The following is a 16,186-nucleotide window of genomic DNA, read 5'->3' as shown; positions in this document are numbered from 1 at the left end:
TTAGATTACATCATGCTTTCTACCTCAGTTACAATCTGTCCGTCGAACAAATTGACTATACGGTGTGCAAATGATGCGTCATGCTGTGAGTGTGTTACCATTACGATAGTAGCACCTTCTCTGTTGAGTTCCGTAAGCAGATCCATTACATCCTTACCGTTTTTAGAGTCCAGATTACCTGTAGGCTCATCGGCAAGTATCAGTTTCGGATTGGCTACGACTGCACGGGCAATGGCTACACGCTGCTGCTGACCACCGGATAACTGGTTAGGAAAGTGGCTGGCACGATGACTGATATTCATTTTGTGCAATGTTTCTTCCACACGTTTCTTCCTTTCCGTTGCTTTTATTTTGAGGTATGTAAGAGGTAGCTCTACATTTTCGAATACGGTCATTTCCTCAATTAGGTTGAAACTCTGGAAAACGAATCCGATATTACCTTTACGGGTTAGAGTACGGTTCTTTTCTTTCAGGTTACCGACTTCGTTATTATCCAACAAGTATTGACCCGAAGTAGGATTATCCAGCAAGCCTAAGATATTAAGCAGTGTAGATTTACCGCAACCCGAAGGCCCCATAATAGCAATAAACTCTCCTTTGCTAACGTTCATGGATATACCGTTTAGTGCGATTGTTTCTACTTCTTCGGTACGGAATACTTTCTTTAAATTGTTAATCTGTATCATAATATTAAGTATTAAATTGTTTTTTATTTTATTCGTTCTTTAATGAATCTACCGGATTTGATATGGCTGTGCGCCAGCTTTGCCATGTAACGGTTATTGCCACTATAATGAAAATGAGTACTGCGCTTGCCGGAAATACCCACCAAGGTATCGGCATACGGTATGCAAAGTTCTCCAGCCAGCGATCGATGATATAATAGGCGATAGGCGCTGCGATAATAAAGCATATGGCAAGTATTTTCACATATGTTTTGTTGAACAGTATCAATATTTCTTTTATAGATGATCCCAATACCTTACGGATACTTATTTCTTTACGTTTATATTCACTTTCGAAGATAACGAGGCCGAATACCCCGACTATAGATATAAGTATGGCTATCAGACTGAATGTCGTGATTAGTTTGGAAAGATTCGTTTCCTTTATATATGTTCTGTTGAATACGTCATCATAGAAATATACATTGTAAGGATATTCCGGATCGACAGTTTGCAGCGCGCTCTTTACATGTTCCATAGCAGTATAAGGATTTGCATTCTTTTTTGTTTTAATATATGCATAAGCAAACCATGTAAAATGTTTATCTACATAAAAGGCCATTGGATTGACACTGATACGGAACGAAGTAAATTTTATATCGGGAACGAAACCTATAATCTCTGTACTGTCAACCCATGCGTTCAGCTCCAGATTAAATTCTTTTTTTGCTCTTTCATTAAAGATGAATACTCCTTGTTTCAGATCAGAATCACTCTGCCTAAAATTTCGTCCTTCCTTTATTTCTATATCCATCATATCGAGGAAATCATATTCTACACGTATACACTGAAAATTAATATCATTGTCTTTGTATTTTCTTCCCCAACCCATATAATGTTCCCCGCTTCCGAGAACTGCTGTAGCGTTTGATGCGTTCTCTATTTCGGAATATGTTCTTATCTTGTTCTTAAACAAATCCCAATTTTCGACTAATTTATTATTCGAGTTTACTATAATGAGCGCTTCTTTATCGTATCCCAAAGGAGAATTTTGCATAAACCGGTTCTGCATATTCATCAGCCCCGCGCTTATGATAAGGGCGAGCGATGCTACAAACTGGAACCCTATCAGGATACTCCTCATCGTCTTCCCTTTATCGGATAGTCCGAAACTGCCTTTCAGTACAAGTGCGGGTGGAAACGATGTCATATAGAATGCCGGATAAATGCCGGATAATAAACCGATGCCCAGGGAAAGTACAGCAGATATTGAGATAACAGGAATCTGATTGGATAGATTCATATCTGCATTCAGGAGCTCTGTCAGAGGGGTATATGTTATAAGTTTTACCAGCAATATAGATAAAATAAAAGCTATCAAGCTTGTACATATGGCTTCGATAAGAAGAGTCCGCCGCAACTGTGTTGTAGTAGCACCCATTACCTTTTGAGTATTGATGCTCTTGATACGTGCAGGGGTAAGGGCCATGCTGAAATTGGTAAAGTTAACGCCTGCTATAATAACGATTACAAATGCTATGGCAAATAAAACAGCTATAGTCTGACGGCTCGATTTTGGAAAACTGTCGAAAGATACGTTTTTGATATAATAAGATTCCTCTAATGATGTAAACCGTAAATTTATATTACTACTATGCAAATCCTTGATCATATCTGACGGCATTTTTTTCTTCATATTTTCAAACAATCCGGTTACTACTTCCGGAGAAGAAACGCGTATAAATACAGAATAATTCTGATTTCCCCAATTATCTTTATTTTCATTGTCATCTATCTTATAATATATGACATTACGGAGTGAAGAGTTTTTAGGAAAATCTTTAAATACACCGCCAATGGTATATACTGTCTTTTCTTCTGATTCCATTTGCTGGTTTAAAGCCGATTGTTCCCCGAATATTTTTTTTGCTACAGATTCGGGTATGAGCAATTTATTCGGTTCGCTAAGTGCTTTATCCGATCCTTCCAGCATATCGAAATGAAATACATCGGCGTAAAATTCTGATACTTTAAATGAATTTTCGAGGAAAATATTCTTTGTGCCGTTTTTATCCGTTACTTTGAAGAGGCGATTACCCGGACCAGGATCTGTAAAAGTTCCGGCTACAATAGCCGGCGACGACTCGAATAATAATTCGGCCAATGGGCGGGCTATAACAGTATGTGCCCCACTTTCATAAGCAACCTCTGCCCGGAATATCCGGTCAAAATCTTTAACGTTCTTATTGAAATTTACGTCGTGATCCACCTGCATCATGATTATCATGAAGGATGCGAATGCTACCGACAAACCGAATATATTCAATATGGTAGCCGATTTGAAACGACGGAGGACGTATAAAAAATTCCTTAATATAAATTTCATAATCGAAAATATTAATCAGTTCTTAATGCTTCTACAGGATTCTGGGACAATGCACGCCAACTGACACCGGAAGTGACGGCAATGGCTATAATACATTGTACCACTAAAGGTAAAACAAATATAGTCCAGTCCAAATTTGCATGGTTTGTGTAGTTATTAAGCCAGTCTGTTGCATAATAGTATACGATAGGAATAGCTATTATTCCGGCAATGCATATCCAGATAATTATATCGCGACTGAGTATTTTAAATATATTTGCCGAGCTGGCTCCGTTTACCCTGCGAATTCCTATTTCTTTCGTACGGCGCATGGTAGTATACAAGTGCATGGCTACCAATCCGAGCATGGCAATAAGTATGGACAGGAATGAAGCAATCGATATAACTTTTGCCTGAGTCTTGATTACATCAAATTTTGCATTATAAATATCCGAGCTCCATGTAGGATTTAGATAAAACTCCGGGTCGAATTTTCTGAGCGTTGTCAGGGTTAATTCTTCGGCATCCCGGCGGCTTAAACTTTCATCGAATTTTATATATAGGAGACCCAGCCAGCCAACACGGGTTAGTATTATCGGTTCTATAGTATTTGCCGGACTGTCGTAATAGAAATCCTCGACGACCCCGATTATTTCGGCAGTACCTCTGTAATCGACCATTTTGCCTACAACAGGATATGTGAATCCCATCATTTTTATAGCAGCTTCATTTAGTACGACTTGTTTGACACTATCAGGGGTACTTTCTCTGTAAAATTCTCCCTCTTTAAGTTTGAATTCCATAAGCTCACTTAACTCCGGCATAACCCTGTACTCCCTTATAGAAAATTTCTTTTCTTTATCATCTAATAATCCTATTGTTTGTCCGCTGCATCCACCACCAATAATATGATGTGCTCCGCTTACCATCTTGACTTCCGGATGAGAGAGTAATTCATTCTTTACCGACAGAAAACTTTTACCTATATTTTCAGTCACTGGCATACTCATTACTCCTTCAGGATTGTAGCCTGACGCTATATTTTGCAGATAAGAAGTTTGCTTACTGATTACAAGAATGAAAGAAATAAGACAAATTGTTACAAGCGATTGAAAAATGACCACAATGGTATTAAGTCTGCGCTTCGAGAATTTTATACGTTTGCCTAATATTTCCAACGGGCTGAATTTGCTGAGATAAAATGCCGGATAGAATGCCGATAACACAACTGTAATTAAAAAAAGACCTATAATGCATAAGATGAATACAGGATTTAATAATTGAGCCAAATCGATATCCTTTCTGATCAGATCGCCAAAATATGGTGTACAGATGACTGCTATGATATATCCTAAAACAAATGCTATGAGTACGATAGTTGATACTTCTTTAAAAAACTGCTGTACAATATCTTTTATAAACGCCCCGTTTGTTTTGCGTATGCCTATTTCATTCATACGTGTTTCTCCCTGAGCCATAAACAGGTTTATAAAGTTAGTAATGGCCAGAATCAGAATGAATAGGGTCAATCCCGACAATAACCATATAAATGTCATGCTGCCGCGTTTCCAAAAACGATTTTCGGCTTTGGAATACATATATATATCGGTAGCATTTTGTGTAACACCATAAGCTTTTGCACTAAAATTTGCCGCCCAAGGCTCCAATAGGGCAGTATATTCTTTTTCTATAGCGGCACTCACCTCAGTTTTGGAAACATTGGGATCTATCAGATAATACGTAATAAATTCCAGTCCCCCGTAATATTCTTCCATAAACTGAGGTATTCTTCCTGCTGCATCAATACTAAAATGAGTGTTCATGGGGATTTCTTCAACCACAGCAGCAACTATACCATCTACATATCCTACTTTCATCGGTTTTCCTATAGCATTGGCGGTGCTCCCAAATATCATTTCTGCTTTTTTTCGGGTGAGGACTATCGATTGCATGTCTTTTAATGCTTCTTGTGGAGTTCCTTCTATGAACTTCATAGGAAAAACAGTGAAGAATTCCGGATCCATGTATGCTAACTTTATATTTTGAAAGTGCTCACTTTGATAAATGGCTTCTGCAGTTTCTATACCATATATTTGTACTGCAGCCTCAATTCCGGGTACTTTCGACGGAAGTTCTTTATATGCTTTACGAAGAGTGATACCGGTTTTTTGCTGTGCCCCATTACTTTCATATATGGTTATCAGATTGACAATCCGGTCTTTATTAACCAGATGCCCGTCATAACTTAATTCATTGGTGATAAATAGAATCAGCATGATTGCCGTAGCCAATCCGATCGCAAGTCCTGTTATATTAACCCACAGGAAAGAGCGGGTACGTTTGTATAATCTGAAGATGTTCATAGCATTATATTTATTTTAAGATTAATTCTTGGATATCTCCATACCCGTCGTAGGATGATGTTATAACTTTTTCTCCGGGCTCAAGACCGCTTGTTACTTCGTAGTAGTTAGGATTTTGACGACCTATTGTTATATTACGTCTGACTGCCTTGTTGCCATCCGGTACAACAACGAATATCCATTGACCGCCGGTAGTCTGGTAAAATGGGCCGCGTGGGATTAATACAGCTTCAGCAGGCTCACCTAGCTGCAGGCTGATAACGTATGTTTGTCCGGCACGGATATTATCAGGGCGTTCTCCTTCGAATACGAAGTCTGTTTTAAATTGCTTGTCGCGCACCTCGGGATATACTTTTCTTACACGTAAGGCGAAGTTCTTATCCTGACGTTCGAATGTCGCATCCAATCCTACTTTTACACGGTCGATATAATGCTCGTCGATCATACCTTCCACTTTGTAATCGGACAATACACTTATCTGGCCTATACGTTCACCGGTTCCCACAGTTTGTCCTATTTCTACGTCGAGGATACCAAGTTGTCCATCGACAGGGGCTTTTACATTGAGGTTATCTACACGCTGACGAACCAATATCAGATTCTGTCGCATATTATGTAAACTTTCTTCCATCTGGCTAACTTGAATTCCACGATATATAGAGTCTTGTTTTTGGCGTTCCATTACAAGAGTGCTTCCATTAACAGCTAATTCGTACTCTTCTTTTGCCTGCAGATATTCTTCTTTCGAAGTAAGTTTTTCTTCATATAGTTGTTTGTATTGCTCATACTTTCTTTTCATACGTGCCACATCCATATCCAGCTGAAGCTTTTCTTTCCTCAAGTTAAGTTTTTCCTGTTCCATAGATACCTGTGTATTGCGAAGGAAGTTTTGTTTTTCAGCCAGTTGGGCTTCACTGTCCAGAATGTTCAGGCTTAACATCGAGTTTGTCAGGCGGACTATAACGTCGCCTTTACGTACCGTAGAGCCCTCTTCGATGAGTTTCTCTTCTACCATTCCACCTTCTACCGCACTGAGGTAGATAGTATTGATAGGCTGTACCTGCCCCTGCACGCGCATATAGTCATTGAACATGCCTTTTGTAACATCTTTTACGGTTACTCTGTCTGATTCTACATTTAGCCGTGCGGCATGATTTCCAAATATCAGCCATCCGACAACTATCAGTACAAAAATACCTCCGGCAATGAAAGGAATGTGTTTTTTTCGCAGACCTTTTTTCTTTTCTAATTGAATATCCATCGTTTTATATTTTATGTTTTTTATTATTCTGATATGAATGGTTCGCCTTTGTAATAGTTTACCAGTTTCTGCTTGAGTTCGTATTTCAGGCGTGCATTCACTTCATCTACTTTGGCCTGTAACAAGCGGTTGGAGCTGGTATGTAGTTCTATCGCGCTTACGAGTCCTTCTGTAAATTTACGCTGGTTTACATTGTGTGCTATTTCCATAGCCTCAGTTTGTTTCCTTGCCTGAAAGAACTCGTCGGCCTGCCCGTTCATGTCGGTTACAGCCTGCTCGATTTCGCTATAGAGAGTCCTTAAGGTTTCGTCTCGTTCGTTACGTGCTATAACTGTTTGAGCCTTGCTTCTTTTTACCTGCGATGATTTTGAGAATCCGGAAAATATAGGAATTGAAAGGGAAAGGCCTACATAATGTCCGCGTTTGTCCCTTATCTGATTCTTAAAGCCTGAATACTCACTCCCATCCATATAACGGGAGAAGTTTGTAGTAATTCCCGCTTCGGCGGACAGGGTCGGAAAGAAAGTCCCTTTAGTGGCTTTGTATGATAATTGCTGAGCTTTGAAAGCCATTTCCGCAGCTTTGGCTTTCGGATTATAGTCTTTTGCTTTTTCGTATATTGATATTGCTGTTTCTTCAGTTTTGGCAATTAAATTTTCCTGCATTTCATTTTTAATATGCAATTCTTCTTCAATAGGAAAATTCATTTTTTCTTTCAATAATATATTGCTGATAGTCAGTAGATTCCTGTTGCGGGTCAAGTTGTAGTTGTCTGCAGCTTCTTTAGCTACAAGTTCGGCTACATCGGCTGAACCTTTCATTCCGAGTTCTTCCATCCGTTTTACCTGTCTTACATTCGCGGAACTTTCTTCCAATTGTTGTGCAGCTAGTTTTACCAATTCTTCATTGTAAGCAACAGTAATAAAAGCCTCCATTGTTTCGTATGCAATATCATCTTTCGTTTTCTGCAAGTCTTCTTTACCCATCAGCTTGTTTACCTTCTGCATTTTCAATTTATTGATATTTGCCAGACCATCAAATAAAACAAGAGAGGTATATAAACTATAATTATTACTAAAGGAATTTATATCTGTATAAGTATTTGTTTGTGCATCCAGACCACGTCCGAAGTTGAAAGATACATTGGTATTGGCACTCAGAGAGGGTAATAACTTACCGATAGCTTCCAGGTAATTTTGGTGATAGATACTGTTTTCTGCATTTTGTTTATTTTTCTTCGGACTGTTTTCTATGGCATATCTCATACATTCGTCCATCGTCCATTTTTTTTCCTGACCGGTTGCTGTCAGGCTAAGGATAAGTAGGGTGAGGATAATTACAAATTTCATAGTTTACGTGATTTTTTCTATAAAAGAACGAAATTCATGCCATAATTTGTAATCGGTTTATATTTAAATGTTTAAGGCTTTTAAAATAGAGTGTTAGTGTAAAATTATTTTACACCTCTTGTTAAAATATGATACATGGTAAGAAAAATATATATTTCGTTTCAGTACTGGGTTGGTAATTACTCTATAAAAGTTGTAGTAAAACCAAAGATATTATAATGAATGAATTCTTTAGCTTCTTTGTCAGAGAGTTTAGATTTACCGTAATCCTTTGCCGACTCCAAATCACCTATACTCACGGCATATTCCCGTAATTCTTGTATCTGTTTTACATGTTGATCTTTTACGCTTTCTATGCATTTATTGTATTCATCTGTTTTCTCAAACGCCTTAATCTGCTGTTTCTTAAATTTGTAATAGTCCTTTTTAGATAGATTCTTTTCCTTTACAATATTACCCTTGTCTATCTCAAAAATGCAGTAATTATCATATTCAAAAGAAAGGTGTCTTTTTTTATTATCATTTCCTCCCCATAAAATACCCGTGAACCAGTCAAGCTTAACTTTTTTAGAGTCAGGGAAAACTTCATTGAGGATATTCTTTTTTGCATCTTCGAGATAAACATCTATTTCTATCTTGGTTAAGAACAACTCATTATTTTCTATTTCAAAAGTGGCAACATAGCCTCTCCATAAAGAAGTCCACCGAGATTCAAAATTTGGTCTTTTTTCTGGATTATCAGCAAAGAATTCTTCTAAATAAAAATTATTCAGATAATATTTCTTACCGTTATAAATAAGTATATCGGGTTCTTGAGGAGTAGAATAAACATATATACATCCTATAACCAGCAGAAATAAAATATTAAGTATTCTTTTCATAGCTAATTCGATTATTTAGTCTTTACCAAAGATAAACTTTTATTAATCAGAAACGATAATGAAAGCGTAAAAGTATAATGAATTGAAAAATAACATAAACTAAGCGAACAAATCAAACAAAAGGCGTAAACTATACGTCTAAAGTTGTGGAGACATCTATATTACAAACTAAAATTACACTTCTTATGAATTTAAGCTTTTTATTTATTTTACTCTACATTGTTTATTTTGTTGCTTTATGTATAAGCTGCAAAGGTGCGACTTTCCGGGACGATTAAGAAAGACTATAAAAAAGAAGCCCCGCGCAGGGAGCGCAGGGACATCTTCAGCAACTATAATAAAAAACACTAAACTTAGCTCACGCTAATTTTATTTCTTTATCCAGATATACATCCTGTATAGCATGTATAAGTTCAACGCCTTCATCCATTGGTCGCTGGAATGCTTTACGTCCGCAGATCAGCCCCATACCGCCTGCACGTTTGTTTACGACAGCGGTATATACGGCATCTTTCAGGTCTGATTCACCGTGAGACTCACCGCCCGAATTGATAAGACCTACACGTCCCATATATCCGTTTGCTACCTGATAGCGGCAAAGGTCTATCGGGTGATCGGTAGCTAATTTGCTATACATGCGCTCATCCCATTTAGAGAAGTTGATCGCTTTGAATCCGCCGTTATTAGTAGGAAGCTTTTGCTTTACTATATCCGCTTTTATTGTTACTCCTATATGGTTTGCCTGACTGGAGAGATCGGCAGCGCTGTGATAATCGACACCGTCTTTTTTGAAGTCGCTGTTGCGCAGGTAACACCACAATATGGTTACCATTCCCAGTTCGTGGGCATACTCGAATGCTTTGGCGATATCTACAATTTGCCTGCGGCTTTGTTCCGAGCCGAAATAAATAGTGGCTCCGACTGCCGCTGCACCCATATTCCATGCCTCTTTGATAGTACCGAAAAGTACCTGATCGTAAGACGTAGGGTAGGTAAGTAATTCATTATGGTTTATTTTTACGATAAAGGGTATTTTATGTGCATATTTTCTAGCTACGGAGCCAAGTATTCCATAGGTGGATGCAACCGCACTACATCCCGCTTCAACGGCTAATTTTACAATATTCTCGGAATCGAAATATATGGGGTTCGGCGCAAACGACGCACCTGCAGTATGCTCGATATCCTGATCAACAGGCAATATCGACAGATAACCTGTATCGGCTAAGCGTCCATGTCCGAATAGTCTTTGCAGATTGTTCAGCGTCGGGATATTCCTGTCCGAATCAATCCATATATTATCTATGAAATTTGGTTCGGGAGCATGAATCATCGATTTGTCTATAGATTTGCTTACGTGGTTCAGTAAGTATTCACTCTGATCGCCAAGAATTTCTGTAATTTTAGAATTTACCATAATGTCAATTGTTTTAAATACATACAATTAAGTATATATAATATATTGTTTATAAATTTCCTTTCTATTTAATATTAGAACAAAACAGATGAATATTAGTTTTTGAATAAGGCGTATATTTAAATATTTAAGGAAAGATATTTTAACATATATCTTTTATTTATAATGTTTCAAAATAACCTTAAAATTAAAATATTCTGTTATCTTTGCTTTGTTTGTTAAAGGAAATATCTCATTTTGTATTTATTAAATCATATATAGAACATTATGTTACACGAGTTTACGCTTTCCAGAGGAAGAGCTATGATCAATTTTACGCTCAAATATTGCGATACTAAACAAAAGTTGCTCAATAGTTTTGGATTTCGGCGCGTTGTCGAATCTTTCATAAAACAAGTACTGAAAAAAGAAGAAGTTGTTATTTACGATTACTACACAGAATATTTTGGCAGTGAGGATGAAACGGTAAATTCATTTATAGAAGTGCTGAAACTTTTAACTGTTTTCAATATAGAAGAAGTAATAGCAGTAGATAATAAATATTCGAAATTTTTCGAGGACAAGGATTTATTCCTTGAAGTTATAGAACTACTATTTGCTTACTGGAAACGGCTCGAACGTTACACTATCGTGAGAAATTCGCGCGTGGGAGACGGTCTGCAAAATGTACGGTTCATTCAGGCAAACGATATGTTTAACGAATTAGTACTGTCTACAGGCCGTAGGATACAAACTACCGTGAACGGTCATGAGACCCGGATATACCGCCAGTCTACAGCAGGTGCCAATGCCGGACTGACATTGAACGATGTTAACTGGAATTGTCCTATAGAATATAAAGGACTTGCTTCGATACCGTTTATCAGCACTGTTGTTTTCCAGCCACCGTACATATCTTATACTAAGCGTAATACACGTGACGGAATATTTCAGGAGCACCAGCAAAACCCTTTACAGAATATAGTATTAAATGAAGACGACTGGTTTGTCTTTCCTGCTAAGGTAGGCAATATGCTTACATTCGTTTATTTCCATAAGGACTTTATGGTGCATGGTATTGGGTTGGCTAACTTGTTCGAACTTGCTACCGAAACAGAATATATCGGTAAGAAGCCCGACATGATTTACGTATTCGGTTACCCTGACGGATATGAAGAAAAACGCACCTTCTACTATAAAGATAAGAAAAACGATATCCTTGTAGGCTATGCAAACTATTGCGACGATATCGACTACTTCGGTTATATGAAGAAGATGCTGCTTACGTTACATAATGTGAAGCAAATAGAGAATAAGAGCCTTCCTATTCACGGTGCTATGGTAAATATTGTACTCCGCAACGGTAAGGAATCTAATATAATTATCATGGGTGACAGCGGCGCCGGAAAATCAGAAAGTCTGGAAGCTTTCCGCACACTGAATGAAAATTATATCCGCCATATGCGTGTGATTTTCGACGATATGGGTTATCTGAAGAAAGAAAAGGACGGAACTATAAAGGCTTACGGAACAGAAATCGGAGCATTTGTACGTGTCGACGACCTCGATCCTGCTTATGCATTCGAGCAACTGGATAAAGGAGTGTACACAAACATGGATAAGGTGAATGCCCGTGTTACTATTCCGATTTCTACATATGAAATTATATCGAGGGGATATCCTGTCGATTATTTCCTGTATGCTAATAACTATAACGAAGCAGATAAGAAAATCCTTATTTACGACGATCTGGATAAAGCGATTACTGTTTTCGAAGACGGTGCGCGTAAGGCTAAAGGAACGACCACGGAAAAGGGATTGGTGAAATCTTATTTTGCAAATCCGTTCGGTCCTGTACAAGAAAGAAAAGAAACCGAAAAACTTGTCCGTTCTTATTTCAAGGACATGAAAGCCGCAGGCGTTCAGATAGGTGAGATGCATACATCCCTTGCTATCGAAGGCAAGACGAAAGACGGCCCACGCGAAGCAGCCGAAGAATTGTTCACTTTGATAAACGAATGATTTGGATTATATAACGTATGGAAGTCTCCTGAATGATTTTTCAGGGGGCTTTTGTATTTTTATTCCATTATTTCGGGATTATCATCTTCCACAACTTCTACTTTCATCCATTTTATAAGTAATGGTAATCCCATACCCTGTATAATCAGCATAAGTATAACGACGAGGAATGTGAGGAATATAATACTGTTGCGTTGAGGAAAATCTTCACCATTCGCCAGTGTAACAGGTAAGGCAATAGCCGTTGCAACCGAAACGATACCCCGCATACCTGCCCAGCCGATAATAAATGCATCTTTCAATGTCAATGGTTTTACCTGTCTCATCCTTTCGGCATGTTCGGGCGAAACTTTTTCGCTGTAGCCGTCACTGTTTACAATGGAGATTATTTTATCCAGTCTGAATTTATGGCGGAATATGACAGCAATACGTATAATAAGAGCGATAAAGAAAATTGCAAATGCACTTATCATAAGAGAAAATACTGTGGTTAAAGGAATACCTCTCAATATCTGCGGAAACTCAAGGCCTATCAGAATAAAAATAAGACCACTCAGTAAATATATAATTGTAGACCATACAGGTTTTGACTGTACACGGGTTATATCGGATAATATTTTATTCTTATGAGCGCGTTTGGCAATAACTATACCCATAAATACCACAGCTAACACACCCGATACATGGAGTACTTCTGCAAACTGATATGCTACAAACGGAAGCATCAGATTCAGGCTAATTATGGCGGCATTTTCGAGTTTGACCTTCGATACTGTATAGCAAAAGATAATTGCCATAATGGCTCCGATAAGACATCCTCCGGCAATAGCTGCGATAAATTCAAAACCGGCCTCCCAGAACGAAAATATTCCTCCCGTTGCCACACCCAATGCTATCCTGTAGGCGGTAAGTGCAGAAGCATCGTTTATAAGGCTTTCACCTTCCAAGATTGTATTTGTACGGTGCGAAAGGTTGAGGCTTTTGGTTATCCCTGTAGCGGCCACCGCATCGGGTGGGGAGAGTATGGCTCCGATAACAAAAGCTACAGGCCATGATATGTCCGGAATAAACAAGCGGGCTACCACTGCAATGGCCGTCATAGAAATGAAGACCAGCATGACAGCCATCATGGATATTGTCCTGAAGTTAGCCCTGAAATCAGGAAAAGACATATTTATAGTGGCATCGTAAAGTAAAGGCGGTAAGAATAAGAGGAATACTACATCCGGATCGATAGGTACATAATGAAATCCCGGAATAAAGCCTACTATTATACCTACAATCATTAATAAAACGGGATAGGGTACCTTGATTTTCGGTGCAACGGCCGATATACCGATAGCTATTGCAAGCAGGAAAAGTATTACATGATAATATTCCATATATAGTTTATAGTAAAAATGGAAGAGAATTTTAATCTCTATATGAATAAGAACAAAAGATATATGTATAAGGTTTTGGAAAGTTAAATTATTCCTAAAAAAGACAGAAAACTAATATATATTTTAAATTATATCATAAAATTTTTAATTTTATTTATTTGTATATTGATTTTATTTAAATAATTATTACTTTTATTCAAAATAAAATAATTATGTTACCATGTAATTGTCCGAGTTGCCAGAGTCAACTAAAAGTTAAAAGCCTGATATGTGAAAACTGTGGTACAGAGGTCCATGGACTTTACCCACTGCCGGTACTAGCCCAAATGTCTGTCGACGAACAGGATTTCATTCTCAAATTTGTAAAGAATAGCGGAAGCCTTAAAGAAATGGCGAAAGATTTGGGGCTGAGTTACCCGACTGTAAGAAATTTATTAGATGATATAATACAAAAAATAAAAAACTATGAAAAGTGAAAAAACGATTAAAGCGTGGCTGTTTACGCCATTTAAGTTTATTGCAGGTACTAAATCCCTGCTAATCGGTGTCTTTGTATTAGCGTTATTGTCGGTTTTGGGACATCTCAGCGACACTCATTTCGACGGCGCTTTAGATATTCATTATGGCTGTCCCGATTTTCCAAGTCCGTACATCAATCATGCATTATATCAATTAATAGGATGGGGGACACTCACAATTGTTCTGTATGTGACTGGTCGTATTGTAACCAAATCGTCTGTGAGGATTATTGATGTTGCAGGAACCGTGGCAATGGCGCGTATTCCGTTGATATTTGCTGCATTGCTTGGATTTATTCCATCTTTTCATCTTTGTTTTGGTGATATTGATGTTGTAAATCTGACTGAAATAACAGCTGTGCTGATGGAAAACATTCTTATGATAATAGGTATAGCTCTGCTTATTGTGGTAATTGCTGTCTGGAATATTGTGCTGATGTATAATGCTTATTCGGTATCGACAAATGCAAAAGGAGTTGTCGGTGGACTAACTTTTGCCTTAGGTCTATTGATAGCTGAAATTATATCGAAAGTATTACTTTTTATCATTTTATAATTGATGTATATGAAAAAGTTATTATCCCTTACACTGTTTTTGGTGTTTTCATGGTCACTATCAGCACAGTTCCTGAATATAGAGGAACCAATTGTACTCAAAACCGCGACAGGAGATATACATGGTACATTAAAAGTATATCCGGCCGATAATAAAGCTATTCCGGTAGCTATTCTTATTGCGGGTTCAGGCCCTACAGACCGTAACGGAAATCAACCGTCTACTAAAAATAATTCATTGAAGATGCTTTCCGATGCCCTTTGTTCTAATGGTATTGCTGCCCTTACATTCGACAAACGGGCAATAGGAGAGAGCGCAAGCGCTGCAAAAAGTGAGGCTGACCTGCGGTTCGAGGATTATATAAATGATGTAAAAGGCTGGGTGGAATTACTATCGAAAGATAAAAGATTTTCGGATATAATAATTATTGGACACAGTGAAGGCTCTCTTATAGGGATGGTGGCAGCAAAAAATAACACTAAGGTTTCCAAATATGTTTCTATTGCCGGAGTAGGTGTCCCGGCAGGCGATATCCTTAAAGAACAGTTAGGAAAGCAACTGGCATTGCAGCCACAGGCAACAAAAGACATGATATTTTCTTATATCGATAAACTTGAAAAAGGAGAAACTATAGCACATATTCCGCCCTCAATGAATACATTATTTCGTCCTAGTGTGCAGCCTTATATGATTTCATGGTTCAAATATAATCCGCAGAAAGAAATTTCACAGCTTACTATTCCTATTCTTATTATACAGGGCACAACCGATATACAGGTATCGGTAAAGGAAGCGGATCTGTTGGCAACTGCAAACAAAAAAGCAAAGAAGATTATTGTAGAGAATATGGATCATGTGATGAAAAATAGCACGACGACGGATCAACAGACTCAGCTGAAAGATTCATATATGAATCCCGATAAGCCTGTAATGAAAGAGGTGATAGATAATATTGTCAGCTTTATTAAAGAATAAGATAATTGTAAGAAAAGCAATAATGTTATAACTTTGTACCGTCATTCTCATCACAGGATGATGGTATAAAGTATAGACAATGAACGAAAATTACAATAACTACAAGCAGCATACCAATGTCGGTTTCAGAATCATATCCATTTTCGCTTTATTACTGAGCGGATATATGTTCGTCACTTATTTCTACAGCTTTGGCAATGCTACATTCTTCGAAACAGTTTCGAAAATACCGTCAGGGGATATGGTGCCTCTCGATGAATCGTATTATAAAGAAACGGTAAAATATCCCGTGCGGGATTTTATCTACGGAGCAGTTTTCCTTATTTTATTTATCTGGGCATTAATATCAACTATAGGCAGAAGCGTGAAGTCGCTTTCCGTTTGCCTTGTATCGTTGATAATCTCATGCGTAGCCGTATTCTTTATCAACGAAATATTGACTTTCGCTTAAAT

At 37.8% G+C, this 16,186-nt stretch carries 13 protein-coding genes; 5 read left to right on the top strand and 8 right to left on the bottom strand.

All coding sequences use genetic code 11. The features are described from left to right. Nucleotides 1-5: 5 nt before the first annotated feature. From K348_RS0110960 to K348_RS0110930, 7 genes are all read right to left on the bottom strand, one after another. On the bottom strand, nt 6-686 hold the full coding sequence (locus tag K348_RS0110960; RefSeq protein WP_029905005.1) for an ABC transporter ATP-binding protein: 681 nt from the start codon (nt 684-686) through the stop codon (nt 6-8). 28 nt (nt 687-714) lie between these two features. Next, a complete protein-coding gene (locus tag K348_RS0110955; RefSeq protein ID WP_029905004.1) occupies nt 715-3,051 on the bottom strand; it encodes an ABC transporter permease in 2,337 nt (778 codons plus the stop codon). 11 nt (nt 3,052-3,062) lie between these two features. Further along, entirely contained in the window at nt 3,063-5,393 is a 2,331-nt protein-coding gene (locus K348_RS0110950) for an ABC transporter permease (RefSeq protein WP_029905003.1), read from the bottom strand. A gap of 10 nt (nt 5,394-5,403) precedes the next feature. After that, nucleotides 5,404-6,654 carry an efflux RND transporter periplasmic adaptor subunit gene (locus K348_RS0110945; protein WP_029905002.1) on the bottom strand — a complete coding sequence of 417 codons (1,251 nt, stop codon included), beginning with the start codon at nt 6,652-6,654 and terminating at the stop codon, nt 5,404-5,406. 23 nt (nt 6,655-6,677) lie between these two features. Beyond that, the gene (locus tag K348_RS0110940; RefSeq protein ID WP_029905001.1) at nt 6,678-8,003 is read right to left on the bottom strand and encodes a TolC family protein; all 1,326 of its coding nucleotides are present in this window, start codon (nt 8,001-8,003) and stop codon (nt 6,678-6,680) included. Between the two features lie 179 nt (nt 8,004-8,182). After that, nucleotides 8,183-8,884 (bottom strand): hypothetical protein, encoded by a 702-nt coding sequence (locus K348_RS0110935; RefSeq protein ID WP_051697793.1) that lies wholly within the window; start codon nt 8,882-8,884, stop codon nt 8,183-8,185. A 358-nt stretch (nt 8,885-9,242) separates the two neighbouring features. After that, the gene (locus K348_RS0110930; RefSeq protein ID WP_029904999.1) at nt 9,243-10,301 is read right to left on the bottom strand and encodes a class I fructose-bisphosphate aldolase; all 1,059 of its coding nucleotides are present in this window, start codon (nt 10,299-10,301) and stop codon (nt 9,243-9,245) included. A 267-nt stretch (nt 10,302-10,568) separates the two neighbouring features. Here K348_RS0110930 and K348_RS0110925 point away from each other — a divergent pair, with 267 nt between their 5' ends. Then, entirely contained in the window at nt 10,569-12,302 is a 1,734-nt protein-coding gene (locus tag K348_RS0110925; protein ID WP_029904998.1) for a hypothetical protein, read from the top strand. A 59-nt stretch (nt 12,303-12,361) separates the two neighbouring features. On the opposite strand, the gene K348_RS0110920 is transcribed toward K348_RS0110925, so the two are convergent. Continuing rightward, the gene (locus K348_RS0110920; protein ID WP_029904997.1) at nt 12,362-13,684 is read right to left on the bottom strand and encodes a Na+/H+ antiporter; all 1,323 of its coding nucleotides are present in this window, start codon (nt 13,682-13,684) and stop codon (nt 12,362-12,364) included. 212 nt (nt 13,685-13,896) lie between these two features. Here K348_RS0110920 and K348_RS0110915 point away from each other — a divergent pair, with 212 nt between their 5' ends. The 4 genes from K348_RS0110915 (at nt 13,897) to K348_RS0110900 (ending at nt 16,184) form a co-directional block, all read left to right on the top strand. Then, a complete protein-coding gene (locus tag K348_RS0110915; protein ID WP_029904996.1) occupies nt 13,897-14,160 on the top strand; it encodes a DUF2089 family protein in 264 nt (87 codons plus the stop codon). Continuing rightward, nucleotides 14,150-14,758 (top strand): hypothetical protein, encoded by a 609-nt coding sequence (locus K348_RS0110910; protein ID WP_029904995.1) that lies wholly within the window; start codon nt 14,150-14,152, stop codon nt 14,756-14,758. The genes K348_RS0110915 and K348_RS0110910 overlap by 11 nt, the downstream gene beginning before the upstream one ends. A 9-nt stretch (nt 14,759-14,767) precedes the next feature. Then, nucleotides 14,768-15,733 (top strand): S9 family peptidase, encoded by a 966-nt coding sequence (locus K348_RS0110905; protein WP_029904994.1) that lies wholly within the window; start codon nt 14,768-14,770, stop codon nt 15,731-15,733. Between the two features lie 79 nt (nt 15,734-15,812). Further along, nucleotides 15,813-16,184, top strand: coding sequence for a hypothetical protein (locus K348_RS0110900; protein ID WP_029904993.1), 372 nt, complete (start codon nt 15,813-15,815; stop codon nt 16,182-16,184). Nucleotides 16,185-16,186: the final 2 nt, after the last annotated feature.

It is taken from the genome of Prevotella sp. 10(H) (assembly GCF_000711235.1).
Classification (GTDB): domain Bacteria; phylum Bacteroidota; class Bacteroidia; order Bacteroidales; family Dysgonomonadaceae; genus Dysgonomonas.
The sequence above is the reverse complement of the archived record's forward strand: the minus strand, read 5'-3'. Positions and strand labels throughout refer to the sequence as shown.

Excerpts from the sequence above, each read along its gene's own strand:
- K348_RS0110940 (WP_029905001.1), bottom strand. The coding sequence starts at position 8,003 with ATGAAATTTGTAATTATCCTCACCCTACTTATCCTTAGCCTGACAGCA.
- K348_RS0110915 (WP_029904996.1), top strand. The coding sequence starts at position 13,897 with ATGTTACCATGTAATTGTCCGAGTTGCCAGAGTCAACTAAAAGTTAAA.
- K348_RS0110945 (WP_029905002.1), bottom strand. The coding sequence starts at position 6,654 with ATGGATATTCAATTAGAAAAGAAAAAAGGTCTGCGAAAAAAACACATT.
- K348_RS0110950 (WP_029905003.1), bottom strand. The coding sequence starts at position 5,393 with ATGAACATCTTCAGATTATACAAACGTACCCGCTCTTTCCTGTGGGTT.
- K348_RS0110960 (WP_029905005.1), bottom strand. The coding sequence starts at position 686 with ATGATACAGATTAACAATTTAAAGAAAGTATTCCGTACCGAAGAAGTA.
- K348_RS0110930 (WP_029904999.1), bottom strand. The coding sequence starts at position 10,301 with ATGGTAAATTCTAAAATTACAGAAATTCTTGGCGATCAGAGTGAATAC.
- K348_RS0110905 (WP_029904994.1), top strand. The coding sequence starts at position 14,768 with ATGAAAAAGTTATTATCCCTTACACTGTTTTTGGTGTTTTCATGGTCA.
- K348_RS0110925 (WP_029904998.1), top strand. The coding sequence starts at position 10,569 with ATGTTACACGAGTTTACGCTTTCCAGAGGAAGAGCTATGATCAATTTT.
- K348_RS0110935 (WP_051697793.1), bottom strand. The coding sequence starts at position 8,884 with ATGAAAAGAATACTTAATATTTTATTTCTGCTGGTTATAGGATGTATA.
- K348_RS0110910 (WP_029904995.1), top strand. The coding sequence starts at position 14,150 with ATGAAAAGTGAAAAAACGATTAAAGCGTGGCTGTTTACGCCATTTAAG.
- K348_RS0110900 (WP_029904993.1), top strand. The coding sequence starts at position 15,813 with ATGAACGAAAATTACAATAACTACAAGCAGCATACCAATGTCGGTTTC.
- K348_RS0110955 (WP_029905004.1), bottom strand. The coding sequence starts at position 3,051 with ATGAAATTTATATTAAGGAATTTTTTATACGTCCTCCGTCGTTTCAAA.
- K348_RS0110920 (WP_029904997.1), bottom strand. The coding sequence starts at position 13,684 with ATGGAATATTATCATGTAATACTTTTCCTGCTTGCAATAGCTATCGGT.